The 22,800-nt window shown below is 70.4% G+C and carries 26 protein-coding genes; 13 read left to right on the top strand and 13 right to left on the bottom strand.

The window, feature by feature from the left end; all coding sequences use genetic code 11:
- Nucleotides 1–92 precede the first annotated feature (92 nt).
- Complete coding sequence (locus PBN85_RS01355) at nucleotides 93–335, bottom strand: hypothetical protein (RefSeq protein ID WP_037531601.1); 243 nt, start codon at nucleotides 333–335, stop codon at nucleotides 93–95.
- Between the two features lie 194 nt (nucleotides 336–529).
- Here PBN85_RS01355 and thrC point away from each other — a divergent pair, with 194 nt between their 5' ends.
- The 3 genes from thrC to PBN85_RS01340 all read left to right on the top strand — a co-directional run bounded on the left by thrC (nucleotide 530) and on the right by PBN85_RS01340 (nucleotide 3,093).
- A complete protein-coding gene (gene thrC, locus PBN85_RS01350) occupies nucleotides 530–1,921 on the top strand; it encodes a threonine synthase (RefSeq protein WP_271299908.1) in 1,392 nt (463 codons plus the stop codon).
- A complete protein-coding gene (locus PBN85_RS01345) occupies nucleotides 1,918–2,787 on the top strand; it encodes a class I SAM-dependent methyltransferase (RefSeq protein WP_271299907.1) in 870 nt (289 codons plus the stop codon). Before thrC ends, PBN85_RS01345 begins: the two co-directional genes overlap by 4 nt.
- A gap of 99 nt (nucleotides 2,788–2,886) precedes the next feature.
- Nucleotides 2,887–3,093 (top strand): hypothetical protein, encoded by a 207-nt coding sequence (locus PBN85_RS01340; protein ID WP_037531597.1) that lies wholly within the window; start codon nucleotides 2,887–2,889, stop codon nucleotides 3,091–3,093.
- Nucleotides 3,094–3,100: 7 nt separating this feature from the next.
- Here PBN85_RS01340 and PBN85_RS01335 read toward each other — a convergent pair whose 3' ends face one another.
- From PBN85_RS01335 to PBN85_RS01325, 3 genes are read right to left on the bottom strand one after another with little or no spacing between them, the layout of a single operon-like run.
- Nucleotides 3,101–3,742 carry a heme exporter protein CcmB gene (locus PBN85_RS01335; RefSeq protein WP_271299906.1) on the bottom strand — a complete coding sequence of 214 codons (642 nt, stop codon included), beginning with the start codon at nucleotides 3,740–3,742 and terminating at the stop codon, nucleotides 3,101–3,103.
- Nucleotides 3,742–4,296, bottom strand: coding sequence for a heme ABC exporter ATP-binding protein CcmA (gene ccmA / locus PBN85_RS01330; RefSeq protein WP_271299905.1), 555 nt, complete (start codon nucleotides 4,294–4,296; stop codon nucleotides 3,742–3,744). Before ccmA ends, PBN85_RS01335 begins: the two co-directional genes overlap by 1 nt.
- Entirely contained in the window at nucleotides 4,293–4,703 is a 411-nt protein-coding gene (locus PBN85_RS01325) for a metallopeptidase family protein (RefSeq protein WP_271299904.1), read from the bottom strand. Before PBN85_RS01325 ends, ccmA begins: the two co-directional genes overlap by 4 nt.
- A 49-nt stretch (nucleotides 4,704–4,752) precedes the next feature.
- Between PBN85_RS01325 and PBN85_RS01320 the strand changes: the two genes are divergently transcribed.
- A complete protein-coding gene (locus tag PBN85_RS01320) occupies nucleotides 4,753–5,046 on the top strand; it encodes a 4a-hydroxytetrahydrobiopterin dehydratase (protein ID WP_037531590.1) in 294 nt (97 codons plus the stop codon).
- A gap of 232 nt (nucleotides 5,047–5,278) precedes the next feature.
- Here the strand turns inward: PBN85_RS01320 and PBN85_RS01315 are convergent, their stop codons facing one another.
- Nucleotides 5,279–6,067: an SDR family oxidoreductase gene (locus PBN85_RS01315; protein ID WP_271299903.1), complete on the bottom strand. Its 789-nt coding sequence runs from the start codon at nucleotides 6,065–6,067 to the stop codon at nucleotides 5,279–5,281.
- 51 nt (nucleotides 6,068–6,118) lie between these two features.
- On the opposite strand from PBN85_RS01315, the gene PBN85_RS01310 reads away from it, so the two are divergent.
- On the top strand, nucleotides 6,119–6,880 hold the full coding sequence (locus PBN85_RS01310; RefSeq protein ID WP_271299902.1) for an ATP-binding cassette domain-containing protein: 762 nt from the start codon (nucleotides 6,119–6,121) through the stop codon (nucleotides 6,878–6,880).
- Nucleotides 6,877–8,424 carry an ABC transporter permease/substrate-binding protein gene (locus tag PBN85_RS01305; protein ID WP_271299901.1) on the top strand — a complete coding sequence of 516 codons (1,548 nt, stop codon included), beginning with the start codon at nucleotides 6,877–6,879 and terminating at the stop codon, nucleotides 8,422–8,424. The genes PBN85_RS01310 and PBN85_RS01305 overlap by 4 nt, the downstream gene beginning before the upstream one ends.
- Here the strand turns inward: PBN85_RS01305 and PBN85_RS01300 are convergent.
- Nucleotides 8,421–11,189 (bottom strand): TonB-dependent receptor, encoded by a 2,769-nt coding sequence (locus PBN85_RS01300; RefSeq protein WP_271299900.1) that lies wholly within the window; start codon nucleotides 11,187–11,189, stop codon nucleotides 8,421–8,423. The two genes, PBN85_RS01305 and PBN85_RS01300, sit on opposite strands and share 4 nt — an antisense overlap.
- Nucleotides 11,190–11,265: 76 nt before the next feature.
- On the bottom strand, nucleotides 11,266–11,721 hold the full coding sequence (locus PBN85_RS01295; protein ID WP_037531583.1) for a MarR family winged helix-turn-helix transcriptional regulator: 456 nt from the start codon (nucleotides 11,719–11,721) through the stop codon (nucleotides 11,266–11,268).
- An 80-nt stretch (nucleotides 11,722–11,801) separates the two neighbouring features.
- Here PBN85_RS01295 and hppD point away from each other — a divergent pair, with 80 nt between their 5' ends.
- The 5 genes from hppD to PBN85_RS01270 all read left to right on the top strand — a co-directional run bounded on the left by hppD (nucleotide 11,802) and on the right by PBN85_RS01270 (nucleotide 16,245).
- The gene (gene hppD, locus PBN85_RS01290; RefSeq protein ID WP_271299899.1) at nucleotides 11,802–12,881 is read left to right on the top strand and encodes a 4-hydroxyphenylpyruvate dioxygenase; all 1,080 of its coding nucleotides are present in this window, start codon (nucleotides 11,802–11,804) and stop codon (nucleotides 12,879–12,881) included.
- A gap of 42 nt (nucleotides 12,882–12,923) precedes the next feature.
- A complete protein-coding gene (gene hmgA, locus PBN85_RS01285) occupies nucleotides 12,924–14,225 on the top strand; it encodes a homogentisate 1,2-dioxygenase (RefSeq protein ID WP_271299898.1) in 1,302 nt (433 codons plus the stop codon).
- Nucleotides 14,222–14,851: a maleylacetoacetate isomerase gene (gene maiA, locus PBN85_RS01280; RefSeq protein ID WP_271299897.1), complete on the top strand. Its 630-nt coding sequence runs from the start codon at nucleotides 14,222–14,224 to the stop codon at nucleotides 14,849–14,851. The genes hmgA and maiA overlap by 4 nt, the downstream gene beginning before the upstream one ends.
- Nucleotides 14,848–15,204, top strand: a complete 357-nt coding sequence (locus PBN85_RS01275) for a Rieske (2Fe-2S) protein (protein ID WP_271299896.1) — start codon at nucleotides 14,848–14,850, stop codon at nucleotides 15,202–15,204. The genes maiA and PBN85_RS01275 overlap by 4 nt, the downstream gene beginning before the upstream one ends.
- Nucleotides 15,205–15,276: 72 nt before the next feature.
- On the top strand, nucleotides 15,277–16,245 hold the full coding sequence (locus PBN85_RS01270) for an alpha/beta fold hydrolase (protein ID WP_037531575.1): 969 nt from the start codon (nucleotides 15,277–15,279) through the stop codon (nucleotides 16,243–16,245).
- Here the strand turns inward: PBN85_RS01270 and PBN85_RS01265 are convergent.
- Nucleotides 16,218–16,739: a gamma carbonic anhydrase family protein gene (locus tag PBN85_RS01265; protein ID WP_271299895.1), complete on the bottom strand. Its 522-nt coding sequence runs from the start codon at nucleotides 16,737–16,739 to the stop codon at nucleotides 16,218–16,220. The genes PBN85_RS01270 and PBN85_RS01265 overlap by 28 nt on opposite strands.
- 317 nt (nucleotides 16,740–17,056) lie before the next feature.
- Here PBN85_RS01265 and PBN85_RS01260 point away from each other — a divergent pair, with 317 nt between their 5' ends.
- The gene (locus PBN85_RS01260) at nucleotides 17,057–17,440 is read left to right on the top strand and encodes a hypothetical protein (RefSeq protein WP_271299894.1); all 384 of its coding nucleotides are present in this window, start codon (nucleotides 17,057–17,059) and stop codon (nucleotides 17,438–17,440) included.
- A gap of 104 nt (nucleotides 17,441–17,544) precedes the next feature.
- Here the strand turns inward: PBN85_RS01260 and PBN85_RS01255 are convergent, their stop codons facing one another.
- Both PBN85_RS01255 and PBN85_RS01250 read right to left on the bottom strand, forming a co-directional pair.
- On the bottom strand, nucleotides 17,545–17,802 hold the full coding sequence (locus PBN85_RS01255; protein ID WP_271299893.1) for a hypothetical protein: 258 nt from the start codon (nucleotides 17,800–17,802) through the stop codon (nucleotides 17,545–17,547).
- A gap of 116 nt (nucleotides 17,803–17,918) precedes the next feature.
- Nucleotides 17,919–18,149: a hypothetical protein gene (locus PBN85_RS01250; protein WP_037531569.1), complete on the bottom strand. Its 231-nt coding sequence runs from the start codon at nucleotides 18,147–18,149 to the stop codon at nucleotides 17,919–17,921.
- 117 nt (nucleotides 18,150–18,266) lie between these two features.
- On the opposite strand from PBN85_RS01250, the gene rarD reads away from it, so the two are divergent.
- Nucleotides 18,267–19,148 carry an EamA family transporter RarD gene (rarD, locus tag PBN85_RS01245; RefSeq protein ID WP_271299892.1) on the top strand — a complete coding sequence of 294 codons (882 nt, stop codon included), beginning with the start codon at nucleotides 18,267–18,269 and terminating at the stop codon, nucleotides 19,146–19,148.
- Here the strand turns inward: rarD and PBN85_RS01240 are convergent.
- The 3 genes from PBN85_RS01240 to PBN85_RS01230 all read right to left on the bottom strand — a co-directional run bounded on the left by PBN85_RS01240 (nucleotide 19,145) and on the right by PBN85_RS01230 (nucleotide 22,701).
- Nucleotides 19,145–20,155: a sugar kinase gene (locus PBN85_RS01240; protein WP_271299891.1), complete on the bottom strand. Its 1,011-nt coding sequence runs from the start codon at nucleotides 20,153–20,155 to the stop codon at nucleotides 19,145–19,147. The genes rarD and PBN85_RS01240 overlap by 4 nt on opposite strands.
- A gap of 10 nt (nucleotides 20,156–20,165) precedes the next feature.
- On the bottom strand, nucleotides 20,166–21,584 hold the full coding sequence (gene uxaC, locus PBN85_RS01235; RefSeq protein ID WP_271299890.1) for a glucuronate isomerase: 1,419 nt from the start codon (nucleotides 21,582–21,584) through the stop codon (nucleotides 20,166–20,168).
- Between the two features lie 106 nt (nucleotides 21,585–21,690).
- On the bottom strand, nucleotides 21,691–22,701 hold the full coding sequence (locus tag PBN85_RS01230; RefSeq protein WP_271299889.1) for a LacI family DNA-binding transcriptional regulator: 1,011 nt from the start codon (nucleotides 22,699–22,701) through the stop codon (nucleotides 21,691–21,693).
- Between the last annotated feature and the right edge of the window lie 99 nt (nucleotides 22,702–22,800).

The following is a 22,800-nucleotide window of genomic DNA, read 5'->3' as shown; positions in this document are numbered from 1 at the left end:
TTGCAATCAGCAGGCGAGGCGGGGCCTCGCTTCGGTGTCGATACGCTGTCCGCGAAGGCCTGCGACACGGAACGGCGCTTGGCGCAGCCCCCTCACTCCCTCGCGGTGATCGGCACCGAGGCACGCGACACCGGCCGCGGCGCCGCCGGCGGCGTTCCCGGCGCCTCGGCATGACGCGTCGCGTAGAGACGGCGGAGGATCAGCGCGAGGTCGGCTTCGGTGAGGCCCGACGCCGGATCGATCAGCCCGCCCGCGGGCAGCGGCTCGACGAAGGCGGCGAGCCGGTTGCAGGCGGCGCCGAGTTCGGGATCGTAGCTGTCGTCGAAATTGGCCATGATGCACACCCTATGCCGTCTGCGGCGATCGGCAAGGGCGGACGCGCGTCTCCGCAGCGTCGGCGCACACCGCCCGCGCCCCCGCGGCGGTAGGCAAATCCCGTCGCTTATGCCGGCGCGTCGATAGCAGGACCGCCCCTGCCCCCAAGCACGCCGGCGTTGCCCCGCCTGCTGCGGGCCGCTACCCAGCGGCGATGCGTTATGTCAGCACCCGCGGCGCCGCGCCCGCGCTCGATTTCCGCGACGTCACTTTGGCCGGACTGGCGTCCGACGGCGGGCTCTATCTGCCCGACCATTGGCCGAACCTCAGCCGCGAGGCGATCGCCGGGCTCGCCAATCTGTCCTATGTCGATACCGCGGTCGCGGTGATGACGCCGTTCGTCGGCGACGCGCTCACCCCCGCGGAGCTGAAGGCGCTGTGCGCGCAGGCCTATGGCCGGTTCAGCCATGCCGCGGTGACGCCGCTCGTCCAGCTCGACCATGACCGCTGGCTGCTCGAGCTGTTCCACGGGCCGACGCTGGCGTTCAAGGACGTCGCGCTGCAATTGCTCGGGCTGTTGTTCGAACGCTTCCTCGCCGGCAGCGACCGGCACCTGACCGTCGTCGGCGCGACCAGCGGCGACACCGGATCGGCGGCGATCGATGCGCTGGCGGGCCGCGCCGGGGTCGACATTTTCATGCTCCACCCCGCCGGGCGCGTGTCCGACGTGCAGCGTCGGCAGATGACGACGGTACTCGCCCCCAACGTCCATAACATCGCGATCGAGGGCGATTTCGACGCCGCCCAGGCGCTGGTCAAGCGGATGTTCAACGATCCCGGCTTCGCCGGCCGGTTCGCGCTGTCGGCGGTCAATTCGATCAACTGGGCGCGGCTGATGGCGCAGGTGGTCTATTATTTCTACGCCGCGGTGCGGCTCGGCGCGCCGGAGCGCAGCGTCGCCTTCTCGGTGCCGACCGGCAATTTCGGCGACGTCTTCGCCGGCTATGTCGCGGCGCAGATGGGCCTGCCGGTCGCCAAGCTGATCGTCGCGACCAACGTCAACGACATTCTTCACCGCGCCATCTCGGCCGGCGACTATAGCAAGGGCATCGTCCAGCAGACGCCGACGCCGTCGATGGACATCCAGGTCAGCTCCAATTTCGAACGCCTGCTCTACGATCTCGGTGCCCGCGACGGCGGCGCGCTCGCCGCGCAGATGCAGGGCTTCGAATCGTCCGGCGCGATGCGGCTGACCGATTCGCAGCACAAGGGCGCAGCGCTGTTCGCCAGCGACCGCGTCGACCTCGACGACATGACGCTGGCGATGCGCTGGGCGCACGAGCATGCCGGGCAGGTGATCGATCCGCATACCGCGATCGCGCTCGCCGCCGCGCGCCGCCATGCCAGCGACGTGCCGGTGGTGACGCTCGCCACCGCCCACCCCGCCAAGTTCCGCGACGCGGTCGAGCGCGCCACCGGCCAGCGGCCGGCGCTGCCCGGCCGGATCGGCGACCTGTTCGAGCGCGAGGAGCGGTTCGTCACGCTGCCCGGCACGTTCGAGGCGGTCACCGACTATATCGCCGCACGCGCGGTGCCACGGGCATGAGGCTCGATACGCTGATCGGCGAGCCCTGGGCCGATTACGGGCTGGTCGATTCGGGCAACGGCCGCAAGCTCGAACGCTATGGCCGGTTCCGCTTCATCCGCCCGGAACCGCAGGCGATGTGGGCACCCGCCACCGAGACGTGGCGCGCACACGGCGAGTTCGTGCCGGCGAGCGACGAGGACGGCGGCGGCCGCTGGGTGTTCAGCGAACCGGTGCCGCGCGAAGGCTGGCCGCTCAAATGGAACGAGGTGCGCTTCACCGCGCTGCCGACGCCGTTCCGCCACCTCGGTTTCTTCGCCGACATGCCGCCGATCTGGAGCTGGATGCGCGAGCAGGTCGCCGATCTCGACACGCCCGAATGCCTCAACCTGTTCGGCTATACCGGCGTCGGCACGCTGGCGATGGCGACCGCGGGGGCGAAGATGGTGCACGTCGACGCTTCGAAGAAATCGGTCGAGGCGGCGCGCGGCAATGCGATGCTGTCGGGGATGACCGAGGCGCCGATCCGCTGGATCGTCGACGATGCGGTCAAGTTCGTCGCACGCGAGGTGCGTCGCCAGCGCCGCTATGACGGCATCCTGCTCGATCCGCCCAAATACGGGCGCGGGCCGGAGGGCGAATTGTGGCGGCTGGAGGAGGATCTGCCGCGCCTGATCGCCGACTGCCGCAAGCTGGTCGACGCCAACAGCCGCTTCGTCTTCCTTACCGTCTATGCGGTGCGGATGTCGGCGCTGGCGATCGGCGAGCTGCTCCGCCAGGCCTTCGCCGACCTGCCCGGCACCGTCGAGGCGGGCGAGCTCGGCGTCCGCGAGGAAGCGCGCGGGCTGACGCTGCCGACCGCGATCTGGGCGCGCTGGCGGCGCTGAGCCGCGTGGTGCAGCGCAGCAAACAAACGTTACGGAACGCTCGTCGTCCGGAAGACTTGTCCGCCTATATGATGCCTGACCGCTTTATGGAGGCAATGGATGCGACCGCAGGACGATTTCGCCAATACCGCGCATGACGATGCCGAGCCCAATCCGCTGTGGGGCCGCCTTGCGCTGTTGATGTTCGGCCTGACCGTGCTGGCGTTTCTGACCGCGATCGATCGGCCGGAGTGGTTCCACCTGAAGCCGGCGACCGGGACGGCGGCGGCGATGGTCTATGCTTCGGACGGCGGGTCGAAGTCTTAAGCGTCGACTAATCCATGCCGCTGCGGATCGCCGCGGCGGCGAGCCACGGCGCGCCGGCGGTCAACACCAGGCTGACCGCGGCGAGCAGCTTCATCGCCGCCGCACCGCCGTCGAGGGCGCCCGCACCGAAGATCAGCAGCGGCACCGCGAGCGGCATCATCACCAGCCCCGCCACCGCGCCGCTGCCGCGCAGCCCGGCGACCAAGGCGGCGGTCGCGACGCCCAGCGCCGCCAATCCCGGCGTACCGATCGCCAGCCCCAGCTCGATCCGCAGCAGCACCGCCGCCGGCAGGTCGAACAGCCCCGCAGCGATCAAGCCGGCGAGCATCAGCGGCGGTGCGAAGCCGAGCCAATGCGCGGCGATCTTGGCGCCCGCGACCAGCGCCAGCGGCACGCCGCGCACGACATATTGATCGATCACCCCCGCCTCGACATCGGGTGCGACCAGCCGCTCGACCGGCAGCAGCGCGGCGAGCAGCGCCGCCGCCCAGATCACGCCGCCGCCGATCCGCGTCAGCAGCGCGGCATCGGGGCCGACCGCGAAGGGGAAGAGCGTCGCGACGAGCAGGAAGAAGGCGACCGGCCACCACAGCCCTCCCCCCGCCCAGGCACGGCGGAGGTCGCGCGCGATGATCACGGTTGCCCGCATCAGCCGAGCGCCACCTGCAATGCGCCGGGCAGCGCGATCGGCTGATGCGTCGCGACCACCGCGATGCCGCCCGCGGCGCGATGCGTCGCGATCAGCGCCGCGATCCGCGCCACGCCCGCCTTGTCCAGCCCGTTGGCGGGCTCGTCGAGCAACCAGATCGGCGCATCCGCGCCGACGATCCGCGCCATTCCGGCCCGGCGCCGCTGCCCGGTCGACAGCATGGCGACAGGCACCTCGGCGAGCGGCTCGAGCGCCAGCGCCGCCAGCGTCATCGAAACGCGCGACCCGATCCAGAAGCGGAGCGCCCGCGCCAGCGGCAGTTCGGGATCGAGCGCATGCGCCTCGCCGAGCAGCGCCACCGCGCCGTCGCGCGTCACCGTACCGGCGGCCGGACGCAGCAGACCGGCGGCGATGCGGAGCAGGCTCGACTTGCCGACGCCATTGGCGCCGCTGACCAGCGCCGCCTCGCCCGCATCGAGCGCCACGCCGATCCCGGCGAACAGCTCACGCCCGCCGCGCCGGCAGGCGACATCGGCGAGGCGCAGCGCGGTCAATCGGCCACCGCGTCTTCGAGCGCGTGCATGTCGTCGTCCGACAGGCCGAAATGATGGCCGATCTCATGGATGGTGACATGGCGGACGAGATCGTCGAGCCGCACCCCCGTCTCCACCCATTCGGCGAGGATTGCCTGCCGATAGAGGTGGATGCGATCGGGCAAGGTGCCCGAATCGGTCGAGGATTTCTCCCCGATCGGCCGGCCGTGGTAGAGGCCGGTGAGATCGAGCGGATGATCGATGCCGAGGTCGGCGAGCGTCTCGGCATCCGCCTCCTCCTCGACGAGCAGCACGACGTCGCCGAGATGTGCGGCGAAGGCGGCGGGCAGCCGCGCGATCGCGTCGCGGGCGAGGCCTTCGATCGCGTCGGCCTGCGGTGGCGGCCCATAAGCATCTTGCCCGTTCATGCCGCCCGCCATACCGCGGCTCTTCTCCGTCCAGCAAGGAAGACCGCCGATGATCGAGCCCCTTAGCGAAGCCGAACGGGCCGATGCGCTCGATGGCCTGCCCGAATGGGATTATGACGAATCGCGCGACGCGATCACCCGCAGCCTCGTCTTCGCCGATTTCGTCGAGGCGTTCGGCTTCATGACGCAGGTCGCGCTGATGGCGGAAAAGGCCAACCACCACCCCGAATGGCGCAACGTCTACAATCGCGTCGAGGTGCTGCTCACCACCCACGACGCGGGCGGCCTGTCGGGGCGCGACATCGAGATGGCCGAGGCGATCGACGCAATCGTCGACGAATAGGCTGCGGGCGTTATCGCCAGGCTGGCCCGCGGGTTGCGCTGGTAGGGAGCCGGGCTTCGACAGGCTCGGCCCTGACGATAGGGTGTAATCGGTCCTGACGCTTGGGGATAAGGGACGATCACCCCAACCGTTCGCCCTGAGCGCGTCGAAGGGCTGGTCGCCCCGTGGACGACGCCCGCCTCGGGCAGATTCGCCCATGGCTCACCCACATCGCCGATAGCAGGCACCCCGATCAGCGCAGCGACCGGCGCATCTGCTTGCGCAGCGCCCCGGGGAACCAGCGCGCGGCGAAGCGCAGCCGCGCCGCGGTCTTGCCGACATAGGTGTGGACCGCGTCGCCGTGCACCGCCTTCCACGCCGCCTCGGCGACCGCGTCGACCGGGGTGAGTTCGAGCCCCGCGCCGGTCACCGCCTCGCGGATCGTCCGGTTGCTGCCGCCGGCGACCCCGTCGAGCAGCGGCGTTTCGATGAAGCTCGGCAGCAGGCAGCGTACCTTGATGCCGTCGCGATACCATTCGCCGTCGAGCGCCTCGCTCAGCCCGCGCACCGCGAATTTGGTCGCCGAATAGGTCGCCAGTCCCGACGAGCCGTAGATGCCCGACGCGGAGGCGGTGTTGAGCAGCACCGATCCCGGCGTGCGCGCCAGATAGGCGTGGCCGATCCGCGCGCCATTGACCACACCGGTGAAATTGATCGCGATCGTCCGGTCGATCGCCGTGAAATCCGCCTCGGCGAGCGGCCCGCCGGTGCCGATGCCGGCGTTGTTGAACAGGACGTCGAGCCGCCCGCCGCTCGCCTGCGTGAAGGCGTCGAGCGCCTGCGTCCAGCCGTCGCGGTCGCGCACGTCCATGACATAGCGTTCGACCATGCCGCTCGGGATCAGTGCGGCGGTGGCGTCGAGCCCGGCGGCGTCGACGTCGGCGATGCCGATCCGCCAGCCGCGGCTGGCGAACAACCGTGCCACCGCGCGGCCGATGCCCGAACCGCCACCGGTGATGAAGATCGCCCGGACCTCGCTCATGATCCTCTCCCTGTTGGACTTTCTCTCAGGCATCCCGCATCCTCGCCGGCGATGCCAGCCAAATCGCTCCGCTTCGACGCCGTCACCAAGCGGTTCGGTGCCACCCTGGCGGTCGATCATGTCACGCTGATGATCGAAGCGGGCCAATTCGTCGCGCTGGTCGGCGCCTCGGGATCGGGCAAGTCGACGTTGCTGCAGACGATCAACCGGCTGATCGAACCGAGCGAGGGCCGGGTGCTGATCGACGACGTGGATGTTGCCGCCGGACCCGCCCCCGCGCTGCGCCGCCTGATCGGCTATGTCTTTCAGGGCATCGGCCTGTTCCCGCACCTCACCGTGGCGGAGAATATCGCGATCGGGCCGCGCATCGCCGGCCTGCCCGCCGCCGACGTGCCCGCGTTGCTCGAGATGGTCGCGCTGCCGCCCGCACTCGCCGGGCGGATGCCCGACGCGCTGTCGGGCGGCCAGCGCCAGCGCGTCGCCATCGCCCGCGCGATCGCGCCGGGCGCGAAGCTGCTGCTGCTCGACGAAGCGTTCGGGGCGCTCGATCCGGTGACGCGCGACGCGCTCGGCGGCGAGATCAGGCGGCTGCACGAGCGGCTCGGCCTCACCACGATCCTCGTCACGCATGATATGGCCGAGGCGCTGCTGCTCGCCGACCGCATCCTGGTGATGGCGGCGGGGCGGATCGTCGCCGATGCCACCCCCGCGGAGCTGCTCGCCGGCGGTGGCGGCGCGGCGGCGCAGGCGCTGGTCGCGGTGCCGCGCGAGCAGGCCGAGCGGCTGCGGGCGATCGCCGGAGCCGCGGCATGAGCGACTTCCTCGCCGCGCTCGGCCGGGTGCCGCCGTTGCTCGCGCAGCATGTGCTGCTGTCGGCGGCGGCGCTGTTGCTCGGCATCGCGATCAGCCTGCCGCTCGCCATCCTCGCCGCCCGCCGCCCCCATGCGGGCCGCGTCATCCTCGGCATCGCCAGCCTTATCCAGACGGTGCCCAGCCTGGCTTTGCTCGCGCTCTTCTATCCGCTGCTGCTCTGGCTGTCGGCGCTGGTCGGCGGCGGGATCCCGGCGCTCGGCTTCCTGCCGTCGCTGATCGCGCTGACGCTCTATGCGCTGCTGCCGATCATCCGCAACGGCGTCGCCGGCCTCACCGGCATCGATCCCGCCGTGCAGCAGGCGGCCAAGGCGGTCGGCATGACGCCGGCGCAGGCGCTGCGGCTGGTCGAGGCGCCGCTGGTCGCGCCGGTGCTGATCGCCGGCATCCGCACCGCCGCGGTGTGGACGATCGGCGCGGCGACGCTGTCGACGACGGTCGGTCAGCCGAGCCTCGGCGACATGATCTTCGCCGGCCTGCAGACGCAGAATTGGGCATTGGTGCTCGCCGGCTGTGCCGCTGCCGCCGCGCTCGCGCTTGGCGTCGATGCGCTGATCGGGCTGGTCGAGCGCGGCATCGCCCGCCGCCGGCGCTGGCTGTGGCTCGGCGCGACGCTGGCGCTGCTCGCCGGCCTCGCCGCGGCGACTGCGCCCATGTGGCGGAGCGACGACGGCAATGTGGTGACGATCGGCGCCAAGAACTTCTCCGAACAATATATCCTCGCCCGGCTGATCGGCGACCGGCTGACCCGCGCCGGCTATTGCGTCCGCTATCGCGACGGGCTGGGATCGGCGGTGATCTATGGCGCGCTGACCAGCGGCGCGATCGATGTCTATGTCGATTATGCCGGCACCCTGTGGACCGGTCCGATGCGCCGCCGCGACGTGCCGGCGCCCGCCACGATGGTGCGCGCGATCGGCGACTGGACGCGGGCGAGCAGCGGCGTGGCTTCGCTCGGGCCGCTCGGGTTCGAGAATGCCTATGCCTTCGCGATGCGCGGCGACGATGCCGCGCGGCGCGGTATCGCCAGCCTCGCCGATCTGGTCGCGGCGGCGCCCGACCTGCGCCTCGCCAGCGATCTCGAATTCCTCGAACGGCCCGAATGGGCGGCGGTGCGCCGTGCCTATCCGCTGCGCTTCGCCAAGACGACGCCCTATGCGCCGACCTTCATGTATCGCGCACTAGCGAGCGGCGAGGCGGACGTCATCTCCGCCTTCTCGTCCGACGGGCGGATCGCCGCCGAGCACCTCCGCGTCCTCGCCGATCCGCGCCATGCGATCCCCAGCTATGACGCGCTGCTGCTCGTCGCACCGCGCCGGGCGGGCGATGCCGCCTTCACCGCCGCGCTCGCGCCACTGGTCGGCCATATCCCGGTCACGGCGATGCGCGAGGCCAATTACCAGGTCGATCGCGATACCGCCAAGCGCACGCCCGAACAGGCGGCGGACTGGCTCGCCCGCCGCCTCGCGCTGCCCGCGCCGCGCTAGAAGAACAGCTTGCGCAGGCTGATCCGCACCGTCCGGCCGAGCGGATCGAGATAGTCGGGCTGGTAGCTGACCGGCGTCACGCCCTGATCGTTGCGCACCGTCTGGCGCGTGTTGAGGATGTTGGTCACCGACAGCGTCACCCGCGCGCCGCGCACCCAGGGATGCGCCTTGACCAGCTTGAGCTGCTGGCCGAGGTCGGCGAACAGGCGCAGGTTGGCGGTGGCGAGGCCGGAGAAGTTGAGCGTCTGCGGCGATGCGGCGGTGCCGCCGTTGACCTGCGTGCCGGTCGCGTAATTGGCCGACAGCCGCAGCCCGAGGCCGTTGTTGGAATAGCCCGCCTGCGCCTCGAACTCGTGGCGCGGCTGGCCGCCGCTCGATCCGGTCGCATCGCCGTTGAGCAGGTCGAGCACCGGGCCGCCATCAGCGACGGTGACCCGCTCGGCGAGATGCCAGGTATGGTAGAGCGCGAACTGGATGCGGCCGCCGCCCTGCCCGCGGCCGCCGCCACCAAAGCCGCGCCCACCGCCGCCACCGCCGCCACCGCCGAAGCCGCGACCACCGCCACCGCCACCCTGCGGCGGCCCGTCGCCACCCGCCGGCGGCGGTGCGGCACCGTCCGCAGCACGGGGCGCGACGCCAGCATCGCCGCCGCGCGTCCCGCCCGGACCGCGCCCGCCGCCGGGAAAGCGCATTCCCGCGAACGGATTGGGCCCGGTGCCGGCGCGGAACGCCTCCAGTTCCTTCTGCACCTTCGACTTGATCGGCCTGGAGAAGTTGATCCCCCAGCGGATCTGCTCGCTCTCCGCGCGCGCGAAATTGATCGGCCGCGTGTCGAGCCGGATCAGATTGCCCGCCGCATCGCGGGTGAAGCGATCGGGGAAGGCCGCCTCGATCGCCGCGGTCGGCGACGGGAAGCTCTGGATCGGGTTGCGTGTGTCCTGCTTGGTGTAATTGGCGATCAGCGTCAGGTCGGTCGCGCTCCACGGCTTGAGCGTCACCCCCAGCCGGGTGACGCGGCGGTCGCTCGAGCGCAGATCGGGATTGCCGCCGCTCAGCGTCGTCACCGTCACCGTCTCGCCCTGGACATAGTCGAACAGGCGGACGTTGGGCGTCACCAGCTGCGGATTGCCGAGCTGGGCGGCGCTCGGCGCATTCTCCTGCCGGTTGATCGAGCCGATGATGCGCAGCGGCGTCACCGGCGACCAGTTGAGGCCATAGCCATAGGCGGTCAGCGTGCCATAGTCCGACAGGCGGTCGACCGCGGCATTGCCGTTGACCGACAGGTTGCCGAGGAAGCCGAGCACCGCGCGGGAACGGCTGGCGATCGGCACGTCGAGATTGACCCGCCCGCTGGCATCGTCGCGCGACACCGACCCCGCGCTGGTCAGCCCGGCGCGATAGGAGCGGCTGGAAAAGTCGCTGGTCGTGCCGCCGACGCGGACCGCGGTCGACACGTCGCCGGCGGGCAGCTGGAACAGCGGCCCGTTGACCAGCGCCTCGACCTCGCCGGAGCTCGACGTCGAGCGGGCGCGATTGGCGGCGGCGGCGGCGATGTCGGTGAGGCCGAGCGTGCCATTGGGGTCGGCGAGCGGATCGTTGGCGTTGAGCCGCGCCTGGAAACCGCTCGCGTCGACGCCGGTCTCGGTGAAGGTGCGCGTCTCGGCGCGATCATAGGCGCCGGTGACGGTCCACATCCAGCGCGGGCCGATCCGCCCGTTGAGGCTGGTGCCGACATGCGCGGTCAGTCCCTGGCTCGCCTGGCTGAGCGGATTGAAACCGCCGCCGTCGAGCACGCGGGTGACGCTGGTCGCCGCCGTGCCGGTGTTGAACGGATTGCCGACCGGCAGGCTCAGCGTCGTCGTCGGCAGGCCGTAGAGGCCGGTGCTCTCGCTCGACGCGATCTCGGCGTTGATCGAGGCGGTGATGCCGCCGATCGGCCGCGCATAAGTGGCGTTGGTCGAGACGTTGCGGGTGGACGGCAGCAAGGTGCGATAGGGCCGCTGGTCGAAGCTGGTCGTCGCGCCTTCGGTGCTCGCCGCGGCGATGGTGCGCTCCGATTCGGTCAGCGCCGAACTCTGCTGATATTTGGTGTGGAGGTTGAAGCGCGCGCCGTTGCGGATCGTCAGCAGGTCGAGGTCGCCTTGCGGGCTGTTGCGCCCGCCCTCGGTCGCGGCACTGTCGGCCGCCTCGACGGTGGTCGAGCGGAAGCGGCGGCGCAGCACGAAATTCACCACCTTCTGGTCGGCGGTGTAACCGTATTTGAGCGCCACCTCCTCGGGCAGGATGTCGACGCGCAGGATCGCCTCGGTCGGGATGTCGCGGATCTCCTGGAAGCCCGAGATGCGCTTGCCGTCGAGCAGGATGACCGGCGCGCCGCCCGCGCCGCTCGTCGTCTGCGGCGCGAGTTCGGTGAGCAGGTCGGAGACGCTGCTGACGCCATAGCTGCGGATGTCGGCGGGGCTGAGCACCTGTTCGGCGGGAATGTCGCCGACCACCGATCCGGGCGGACGCCGGCCGGTGACGACGATGTCCGTCTCCTCGTCCTCGGCATCCGCCGCCGCGGGAGCGGTCGGGGTCGTCGGCGGCGCGGCGTCGCTCTGCGGCGTGCCGGCCTGCGCGGTGGCGGCGGGCGGCGTCGCGGGGGATGCGGGCGTGGCGGCGGACGTCTGCGTCGGCGTCTGCGATCCGGCGGGTGCCGGCGCCTGCTGCGCCACCGCCAGCGCCGGCCAGCTCGCCGCCATCATCATCACCACCGCCACACGCATAGACTGAACCCCTGAACACGGATCGGCGCTGCTAACCGGCAATTGTCGCACAACTATGCCGGTGCGGCGTGGTGACTCAGCGATTGAGGTCGAGCGTGACGCGTTCGATCCGGCGCAGCATCGCGACGAATTGCGCCACCTCGGCGGGATCGAATGCGGCGAACAGCCGCCGTTCGAGATCGAGCGCCTTGGGCGCGACCGCCGCATAGAGGCTGCGGCCGTCGTCGGTCAGATCGAGCAGGTGCGAGCGGCGATCCTCCGGATTGTCGCGCCGCGCGAGCAGGCCGCGCCCGACCAGCGCGATCGCCGCGCGGCTCACCGTCACCTTGTCCATCAGCGTGCGCGCGCCGATCGCCTGCTGGGTGATGCCGCCCGTCTCTGCGATCACCGCGATCAGCCGCCATTCGGGAATGGTCAGGCCGAACAGCGATTCATACGCCCGCGCGATCGAATCGCTGACGAGATTGGAGGTCACCGACAGGCGGTAGGGAATGAAGTCGTCGAGGACGAGGGGGCGGTCGGTCGGGGCCACGGCCGTTCGTATCAGTTGACACCAGTTTGGCAATGGCGCAGGGATTTGGTAACAGACGATACCATTTTGGAGCTGCCGCCATGACCGATCATTCGGCCGACCAGATCGACGTCAATCCGATGGGCCTCGATGGCTTTGAGTTTTGTGAATTCACCTCGCCCGATCCCGATGCGCTCGCCGCGCAGTTCGAGGCGCTGGGCTTCGTCGCCGCCGCGACGCATCCGACCAAGGCGCTGACCCGCTACAAGCAGGGCCGCATCAACCTGTTGCTCAACCGCGAGGCGAGCGGCCATGCCGCCGACTTCCGCGCCGCACACGGCCCGTCGGCGAGCGCGATGGCGTTCCGCGTCGCCGATGCCAGGGCCGCCTATGACGCGGCGATCGCCCGCGGCGCCAAGCCGGCACCCGTCGGCGCCGCGCTCGACGGCCTGCCGGCGCTGGAAGGGATCGGCGGCTCGCTGCTCTATCTCGTCGACACGCACGGCGCGGCCGGCAGCCTCTACGACGACTGGGATCAGGTGCCCGGCGCCGCCGAGGCGGAGGCCGCCAATAACGTCGGGCTCGACCTGCTCGACCATCTCACCCACAACGTCCGCCGTGGCCAGATGCGCACCTGGTCGGCCTTTTATGGTCAGATCTTCGGCTTCGAGGAGCAGAAGTATTTCGACATCAAGGGCAAGGCGACCGGCCTGTTCAGCCAGGCGATGATCGCCCCCGATCGCGCGATCCGCATCCCGCTGAACGAGAGCCAGGACGACAAGAGCCAGATCGAGGAGTTCATCCGCGACTATAACGGCGAAGGCATCCAGCATCTCGCGCTGACCACCGACGACATCTACACCACGGTCGAAAAGCTGCGTGCCCGCGGCGTCCGCCTGCAGGATACGATCGAGACCTATTACGAGCTGGTCGACAAGCGCGTGCCCGGTCACGGCGAGGATCTGGAACGGCTGCGCGCCAACCGCATTCTGATCGACGGCAACGTCGGCGAGGAAGGATTGCTGTTGCAGATCTTCACCGAGACGATGGTCGGGCCGATCTTCTTCGAGATCATCCAGCGCAAGGGCAATCAGGGCTTCGGCAACGGCAATTTCCAGGCGCTGTATGAATCGATCGAGCTCGACCAGATCCGCCGCGGAGTGATCACCGTCGACGCCTGAGTAGCGGACCGGGGTGATGGAGCAGGAGAGGACGCCAAAACAATGACAGTCCATCACCCCCGAGCGGAGCCGGATTATATCCCCGGCTTCGGCAACCATGTCTCGACCGAGGCGGTCGCCGGCGCGCTGCCGGTCGGGCGCAACGCGCCGCAGCGGCCCGCCTTCGGCCTCTACGCCGAGCAACTGTCGGGCACCGCCTTCACCGCGCCGCGGCACGAGAACCGGCGCTCGTGGCTCTACCGGATGCGGCCGACCGCCGAACACCCGCCCTATGCGCCCTATGCCGGTGCGCCCCGCTTCGCCCCCGGCACCGCCGACCGGCCGCTCGCCCCCAACCGGCTGCGCTGGGACCCGGTCGCCGCGGCACCGCCGGGCACCGATCTGATCGACGGCATGACGACGATGCTCGCCAACCGCGATCCCGCCGATCTGGAGGGCGTGGCGCTGCACGTCTATGCGGCGAGCGCCGACATGACGCACCGCGTCTTCACCGACGCCGACGGAGAGCTGCTGTTCGTGCCGCAGGCCGGGCGGCTCGAACTGCTGACCGAACTCGGCCGGATCGTCGTCGGTCCCGGCGAGATCGCGCTGGTACCGCGCGGCGTGCGCTTCCGCGCGCGGCTCCCCGACGGCAGCGCCACGGGCTATGTCTGCGAAAATCACGGCAGCCTGTTCCGCCTGCCCGATCTCGGCCCGATCGGCGCCAACGGCCTCGCCAATCCGCGCGACTTCGAAACCCCCGTCGCCTGGTTCGAGGATCGCGACGAGGCGACCGAGGTGATCCAGAAGTTCATGGGGTCTTTGTGGACGACGACGCTCGACCACAGCCCGCTCGACGTCGTCGCCTGGCACGGCAATCTCGCGCCGTGGCGCTATGACCTCGCGCGGTTCAACACGATCAACACGGTGAGCTTCGACCATCCCGATCCGTCGATCTTCACGCTGCTGACCAGCCCGTCGGACGTGCCGGGCCGCGCCAATGCCGATTTCGTTATCTTCCCGCCGCGCTGGATGGTCGCCGAGGACACGTTCCGCCCGCCGTGGTTCCATCGCAACGTCATGTCGGAGGCGATGGGGCTGATCACCGGCGCCTATGACGCCAAGGCGCACGGCTTCGCGCCGGGCGGGATCAGCCTGCACAATCTGATGGCCGGCCACGGCCCCGATCTCGCCAGCTGGCAGGCCGCCTCCGCCGCCGAGCTCAAGCCGCACAAGATCGACGGCACGATGGCGTTCATGCTGGAAAGCTGCTGGCCCTATCGCCCGACCGGCTTCGCGCTCGATCATGCGCAGCTCGACTATGATACCGTATGGGCGGACTTCCCCAAGGCGCGGCTGCCGTGATCCTGCACGGCTATTGGCGGTCGGGCGCCGCCTATCGCGTGCGGATCGCGCTCGCGCTCAAGGGGCTGGCCTATCGGCAGGTGACGCACGATCTGCGCACCGGCGGCCAGTCCGACCCCGCCTATGCCGCGCTCAACCCGCAGCGGCTGGTGCCGGCGCTGGAGGTCGACGGACAGGTGCTGACGCAGAGCGTCGCGATCCTCGAATGGCTCGAGGACCGCTATCCGACGCCGCCGCTGCTGCCCGCCGATGCGACGGGCCGGGCGATCGTCCGCGCGACGATCGCGACGATCGCCACCGACACGCATCCGCTGCACAATCTGCGCACCCTGTCGCTGCTGCGCGAGCAGTTCGGCGCGTCCGACGCGCAGGTCGCGGCATGGACCGGCCATTGGCTCATCCTCGGTCTCGCCGCGGCGGAGACGCTGGTCGCGCGGCATGGCGACGGTTTCGCCTACGGCGACCGGCCGACGCTCGCCGATTGCATCCTCGTCCCCGCACTCTATTCGGCGCGGCGCTTCAAGGTCGATGTCGCGCCCTATCCGCATTGCGTCGCCGCGGCGGAGCGGACCACGGCGCTGGCCGAGGCGGCGCATCCCGACCGGCAGCCCGACGCCGACCGATGAGCGAACGGCTGTCGGCAACCCCGCCGGGTGTCGGGCTCGCGCCGCTCGCCACCATCGCCGACGGCGGCGCGCGCAACTTCGTGCTGCAATTGCGCGCCGGTCGCTTCCACGGCTTCGTCGTCCGCCGCGCCGATCAGGTGGTCGGCTATGTCGATCGCTGCCCGCATGCCGGGGTGCCGCTGGCGCAGACGCTCGACGACTATCTCGATCCGTCCGGCGCGCTGATCGCGTGCAGCTGGCACGGCGCGCTGTTCACGATCGACGATGGCCTGTGCGTCGGCGGCCCCTGCGTCGGCCAGCGGCTCACCGCCTGGCCGGTGACGGTCGTGGACGGGATCGTCACCACCGCCTGAGCCGATCCGGCCTGACAAAGCCCGCGCGGCTGCTACAATGAAGGACTCGCACCGCCGACAGGAGCCAGGGTCATGAAGCGCGCGTTACGCTGGGGTCTCGCAACACTGGCCGGCGCAGGCGCGGGCGGCATCGGCCTGTCGCTCTATTCGCGCCACGTCGCGGCTGAGGTCGAACGACGGGTGCCGCCCGACGGCCGCTATCTCGAGGTGGAGGGCGCGCGGCTCCATTATGTCGATCGCGGCAGCGGGCCGACGATCGTCATGGTCCACGGCCTCGGCGGACAGTTGCGCAACTTCCGCTATGCCCTGCTCGACCGGCTCGCCGAGACGCATCGCGTCCTCCTGCTCGACCGGCCGGGATCGGGCTATTCGACCGCCGACGAGGGGACGACGCCGGGTATCGCGGCGCAGGCAGAGATCGTCGGGCGGTTCATCGCCACGCTCGGGCTCGACCGGCCGCTGATCGTCGGCCATTCGCTCGGCGGCGCGGTCGCGCTGGCGTTGGCGACGCAGCGGCCCGAGCTGATCCGCGGCCTCGCGCTCATCGCCCCCTTCACCCAGCCGCAGTCCGTCCCCGCCGCCTTCGTCGGACTGGCGGTGATCCCGCCGGCGCTGCGCCGGATCGTCGCGGAGACGGTGGCGACGCCGCTTGGCCAGCTCACCACGGCGCGGACGGTCGCCGCGGTCTTCGCGCCGGAGGAGGCACCCGCCGATTTCGCCACCCGCGGCGGCGGCGCGCTGTCGCTCCGCCCCACCGCGATCGCCGCCGCCGCCGCCGATCTCGCCGCCGCCGGGGACGAGATCGCCGCGATCGTCGCGCGCTATCCGACGCTGACCGTGCCGACGGCGATCCTGTTCGGCCGCGGCGACGCGATCCTCAGCGCGACGCTGCACGGCACGCGCACCGCGGCGACGATTCCGGGCGCGCGCATCGAGCTGATCGACGGCGGCCATATGCTGCCGATCACCCAGCCCGACCGCACCGCCGCCTTCATCCGCGACGCCGCGGCGCATTATGCCGGCGACAGCCCCGCGGCATAGCGGCGCGCATTGGCGACATAGGTCGCCGCCGAGGCGCGCAGCCCCGCGACCTCCGCCTCGGTCAGCGGCCGCACCGCCTTGGCGGGCGCCCCGACGATCAGCGTGCGCGGCGGAAAGACCTTGCCCTCGGTGACGAGCGCCTGCGCGCCGACGATCGATTCCGCACCGATCACCGCACGGTTGAGCAGCGTCGCCCCCATGCCGATCAGACTATGGTCACCGACCGTCGCGCCATGGACGATCGCATGATGGCCGATCGTCACGCCGCAGCCGATCGTCGCCGGCGCGCCCGGATCGGCGTGGATCATCGCGCCGTCCTGGACATTGCTCTCCGCGCCGATCGTGATCGGATCATTGTCGCCGCGGATGACGGCGCCGAACCACACCGACGCGCGCTCGCCCAGCGTCACCCGGCCGATGACGTGCGCGCCCGGCGCGACGAATACATCCTCTCCCAGCGCCGGTGCGGCGTCATCCAGTCGGTAACAGCTCATCGAAACCCTCCCCACCGCCGCGATCCGGCCAAACGGGCGGTAATCCCTTGCCATCCTTGGCGTCCAGTGCAGCAAGCGGGTGACAGCGGCGTCTGGTAGCGTTAGCACTATGATTCGCACGGCAGCGACCGCCAGACACGACGGTCGCGCTGCGCCGATACTGACGTAGCAGCTTGATTTCGGACCTGCTCCGGCTATGCCCTGCTGCGTCTACGGGAGCGACGATCACGATGGGTGCCGGAGTACGCGACGATTTTACATTTCCTGGCGGTGTCGACGCCGGTAGCAGATCGTTCGCCGGCCTGCCCGCTTCGCCGATGATCGACGGGCAGGACCCGGAGGTCGCCCGGCTCGCGACGCTGGCGACGAGCATCACCGCGGCGCGGCGCAAGCTCGGCACGCATCTCGAGGCGTCGCTGTTCGCCAATCCCGGGCTCGACATCATGCTGTTCCTGTTCGCCGAGGGGATCGACGGCGCGACGGTGACGACCAACGCCTGCTGCGCCGCCGCCGGCGTGCCGCGCACCACCGCGCTGCGGTGGATCAAGCTGTTGCAGGATCGCGGGCTGGTCGATGGCAGCGACGACATCAGCGACCGCCGCGTGACGATGCTGGCGCTGAGCCCGCTCGGCCGCAGCACGATCCGCACCTGGCTCGGCGAGATCGCGGCACTGCCGCTGCGCGAGTCGCTCGACCGCTGATCCCCCGCGGCTGGCGCATCCGGCCTGTGTCGGATGCGTGACCCGCTCGCCGCGGACGACCGCCTGTGCCCTCACGCGGCACAGCCGGCGAACCGGACGAAGAATCAATAAATCCACAGCGCCAGCACGGCCAGGCTGATAGCGATGCGATATCGGCGCCGCACCGGACGGGCGCTAATTCCCGCCAGCATCAGCGCGGGTATCAGCACCACGACGGATACCGGCATGCGCGACGAATCCGGATCCGTCGGGATGGTGCATGGGGTCAGCCGGCTGCCGTCCGGATCGACCTCGCCGATCATCCCTTGATAGCGTTCCGTCGAACAGACCACGATCAGACCGGCGACTCCGGCCGACGCCATGACCAAGACGGCATCTCTCAACAACTTGCCGATTTTCGCGACGACCTGATCCCTGCCGGCCCCACGGGATCATTGTAGCGGCCTCGGCGACGAACCGCGCGCGTCGCGGCCGTCGGTCAGCCGGCGGTGACGATCGGGTGGCGCAGGCGCAGGTCGTCCGCGATCCGCTCGACGATGTCGTTCTCGGTCGCCGAGCCCGTCGGCGTCACCGCCCAGTTGCAATGCGCGTGTGTCGCCGGATCGTAGAGGCGGATTTCGCCGATCACCAATCGCCAGCGACGGCGGTTGCCGCCCGCCTGCTTGATCAGCGTCGACAGGAACAGGTCGTGGAGCATGCCGCTGGTCATGCCGGTCGCCCTAGACGGCTATCGGATCGAGGAAAAGCGCGGGCGGCAAAGTCAACCAACGCCAGTGCCATGTCGGACTTTGTTGCGCGGCGGCAACGAACGTCGCACAGCCGGCGCATGACCGGACCGTCCGACGCGCGCCAGGGCCTCCTCTACGGCGGCGGCGCCTATATCCTCTGGGGGCTGCTGCCCTTCTATCTGCACATGCTGGCGGCGGTGGCGCCGGTGCAGGTGCTCGCCAACCGCATCCTCTGGTCGCTGCTGCTGCTCCTCGCGATCGTCGTCGCGACGCGCCGCGGGCCGGCGCTGCTCGCCGCGGCGCGCGGGCGGGTGCTGATGTTGCTGGCGGCGAGCGCGGCGCTGATCGCGGTCAACTGGTTCGTCTATATCTGGGCGATCAGCAACGATCATCTGGTCGAGGCGAGCCTCGGCTATTTCATCAATCCGCTGCTCAACGTCGCGCTCGGCATGGTGCTGCTCGGCGAGCGGCTCAGCCGCGTGCAGGCGGCGGCGGTGATCGTCGCCGGGATCGGCGTCGCGATCCTCGCGGCGGGTGGCGGCGGGGCGCTGTGGGTGTCGTTGGTGCTGGCGCTGAGCTTCGGATTCTACGGGCTGATCCGCAAGGTCGCGCACATCGACGCGCTCGGCGGGCTGACGCTGGAGACGCTGATCCTCACGCCTTTCGCGCTGGCGATCCTCGTCCAGGCGGAGCGGAGCGGCAGCGCGGTGCTGTGGCATGACGGCTGGCTGACCGCGCTGCTGCTGCTCGCCGGCCCGGTCACCGCCGCGCCGCTGTTGCTGTTCGCGGCGGGGGCGAAGCGGCTGCGCTATACGACGATGGGGCTGCTCCAGTTCATCGCGCCGACGCTGCAATTCCTCGAAGCGGTGCTGGTCTATCGCGAGCCGATCACCGCGACGCAGCTCGCCACCTTCGCGCTGATCTGGCTCGGCTGCGGCCTCTACGCATGGAGCAGCATCCAGCGGGCGCGCGCCGCCTAGCGGCGGACGTCGAGCCCGCCGGCGAGATAGGCGTCGATGTCCGCCTGGCGGAACAGCGCCGCATCGCCGGGCAGCGAATGTTTGAGCGCGGTCAGCGCGAGGCCCGTCGCCGCCGCCGCGGCACTGTCGCCGCCGCCGCGCAACGCGTGCAGCACACCCGCGGCAAAGGCGTCGCCGCCGCCGATCCGGTCGACGATCCCCGCGAGCACCACCTCGTCGGTCTGCGCATGGCCGTCGCGCGTGTCGACCCGCGCCGAGATGCGGTGCAGGTCGACCGTCTCGACATGCCGCGCGGTCGAGGCGATCGTGGTCAGCTTGGGGAAAGCGGCAAAGGCGGCCTCGGCCGCGTCGCGGCGGCGTTGCTCGCCGTCATGACCGGTGAAGTCGCGATCCAGCAGCAGCGCGATGTCGCGATGATTGCCGAACACCAGATCGGCCTGTTCGACCAGACGGGTGAGGATGCCGCGCGGGTCGCTGTCCCACCGCTCCCACAATTTGGCGCGGTAATTGCCGTCGAACGAGATCGGGATGCCGCGTGCCGCCGCGGCGCGGGCCGCCGCGATCGCACTCTCCGCCGGCACCGGGCCGAGCGCCGGGGTGATGCCGGACAAATGGAACCAGTCGACGCCGTCGAACAGCGCATCCCAGTCCCATGCCGCGACCGGCGCCGCGGCGAAGCTCGAATGCGCGCGATCGTAGACGACGTCGGTGGCGCGCATCCCCGCGCCCGAGGTGACGAAATACAACCCCATCCGCTCGCCGCCGACCTGGATCGTCCGCGTGTCGACGCCATGGCCGCGCAAGGTCGCGATCGCCGAGCGGCCGAGATCATTGTCCGGCACCATGCTGACCAGCCCGACGTCATGGTCGAGCCGCGCCAGCGCGGTCACGACATTCGCCTCCGCCCCGGCGACCCACACGTCGAAACGCGGCGACTGGAGCAGCAATTCGCGCCCCGGCGGCGACAGCCGCAGCATGATTTCCCCGAAGGCGAGCAGCTTGCCCATGGTCGTTCCCTCAGCGATCGATACGATAGGCGCGGCGGACGAGGCCGCTGGTCAGCTCCTGCGCCAGCTCCGCCGCCTCCCAGTCCGCGAGCCGGTGCTCGGCGACGAGGCGGGCGAGGAAGCCGCAATCAACCCGCCGCGCGACGTCGTGCCGCGCCGGGATCGACAGGAAGGCGCGCGTATCGTCGTTGAAGCCGACGCTATTGTAGAAACCGGCGGTCTCGGTGGTCATCTCGCGGAAGCGGCGCATCCCCTCCGGACTGTCGTGGAACCACCAGGCCGGACCGAGCTTGAGGCACGGATAATGACCGGCGAGCGGCGCAAGTTCGCGGGCATAGACGCTCTCGTCGAGCGTGAAGAGGATGATCGACAGGTCGGTCGAGGTGCCGAACCGGTCGAGCAACGGCTTCAAGGCATGGACGTAGTCGGTGCGACCGGGGATGTCGGCACCCTTGTCGCGGCCGTGGCTGGCGAACAGTCCGGCATTGTGGTTGCGCACCGATCCGGGGTGGATCTGCATCACCATGCCGTCCTCGACGCTCATCGCCGCCATTTCGGTGAGCATCTGCGCGCGGAACAGCTCGGCATCGGCCGGCGTCCAGCTGCCGCCGGTGATGCGGGCGAACAGCGCCTCGCATTCGGCCGGAGTCAGATTGGCGGTGGCGGCGGTGGGGTGGCCATGATCGGTCGCGGTCGCACCGGCGGCGCGGAAATCGGCGCGGCGCTTGCGGTGCGCGGCGAGATAGCCCTGCCAGCCATAGACATCCTCGCCGGTCAGCTCGGCGAAGCGGCGCAGCGCGGCGGGGAATTGCTCGTGCTCGACGTCGATCACGCCATCGGGCCGATAGGTGGTGACGACCCGCCCGCCCCAGCCGCTCTCCCGAATGCGCCGGTGCGCGTCGAGACTGTCGTGCGCGCCTTCGGTGGTGGCGAGGAAGTCGATGCGGAAACGGTCGAACAGCGCACGCGGCCGGAAGGCATCGGTGGCGAGCTTCTCGGCGATCATGTCGTAATAGAGATCGGCGGTGGCCGGCTCGAAGGCGACGTCGAAGCCGAACACCTCGGCGAAGACGTGGTCGAGCCACATCCGCGACGGCGTACCGCGGAACAGATGATAGTGATCGGCGAGCAGGCGCCACGCCGCGCGCGGATCGGCGCTGACCGATCCGTCCTTGCGCGGGATCGCTAGCGCGTCGAGGTCGACGCCCTGGCTGTAGAGCATGCGGAATAGATAATGGTCGGGCGAGAGCAGCAGGCTGGTCGCGTCGGTCCACGGCCGGTCGTCGGCAAACCACAGAGGATCGGTATGGCCGTGCGGGCTGACGATCGGCAGGTCCGCGACCGTCGCGTAGAGCGTGCGCGCGATGGCGCGGGTATCGGGGTCGGCAGGGAACAGCCGGTCGGGATGCAGATCGAGGCTGCGGGTCATGACGCACTCTCCGTCGCGTTATGGGCCGGCGTGGTAACCGGTGTCAGGTTGGTGCGCAACCGGCTTGCGGCGCGCAGGAGGGTCAGGGCAATGGTGCCGGGGCGAGCTAGCACCGCGGCGGCGCGACCGATCCACGCGGGATCAGCGCCGACGGGAAATGCGTCGGTACGGTGGCCTCGTCCTCGATCAGCTTGCGCGCGGCGGCGGCGGCCATCGTCCGGCTCGGCCAGCGGACGGTGGTGAGCGGCGGCCAGAGGTGCGCGGCGATCGCGCTGTCGTCGAAGCCGATGATCGACAGATCGTCGGGCACCGCCAGCCCGCGCGCCCGCGCCGCGTGCAGCGCGCCCGCCGCCATCTCGTCGTTGCAGGCGAAGATCGCGGTCGGTCGCGGATCGGCGTCGAGCAGCCGCGCCGCCGCCGCCTGCCCGCCGGCGAAGCTATAGTCGCCCGCCGCGACCTGCGCCTCGCCCAACGCCAGCCCGGCTGCGGCAAGCGCCGCCTCGAAGCCGGCACGGCGTTCGTGCGCCGAGCGGAATCCGGCCGGGCCGCCGATGAAGCCGATGCGGCGATGGCCGCTGGCGAGCAGATGCGCCGCCGCCTCCGCCACCGCGACGCGGTCGTTGGAGGCGACCATCCGCGCCGGCGTGTCGAGCAGCGCCGACCCCATCCGCACGTAGCGGCAGCCGAGCGCCTCGCACAGCCGGGCGATCGCGTCATCCTCGCTGATCGGCGGCATCAGCAGCACGCCGAACAGCCGCTGGCGCTCGAGCACGTGGCGCAGATCGTCGAGCATCGCCGGCGCGGCGCGGTCGATCGGCCGGACGACCAGCTCGAATTCGGTGCCGCGCAAGCCGTCGAGCATCCCCTGCTGGACGTTCATCACCGTCTGCGCATTGGGGTTGTCGTGGACCAGGCCGATCAGGAAGTTGCGCCGCAGCGCCAGCGCGCGCGCCTGCGGGTTGGGGACGTAGCCAAGCTCGCGGATCACCGTCTCGACCCGGCGGCGCGTCTCGGCATGGAGCAGCGGCGAATCGTTGATGACGCGGCTCACCGTCTTCTTCGACACGCCCGCCAGCCGCGCCACATCGTTGATCGTCGGCTGGCCGGAGCTGCGCATCGCGCGACCGTAGCGACGCGCGGCGGGCTTCGCCAGCGCCGCGGCTTGCGCCCGCCGCGGCGGTGCGTCATGAGCGATGACACCGGTATCTACGCCCGC

Origin of the sequence: Sphingomonas sp. CV7422 (assembly GCF_027945725.1) — a bacterium.
Lineage (GTDB): Bacteria > Pseudomonadota > Alphaproteobacteria > Sphingomonadales > Sphingomonadaceae > Sphingomonas > Sphingomonas kyungheensis.
This window is presented reverse-complemented; position numbering and strand designations above follow the sequence as displayed.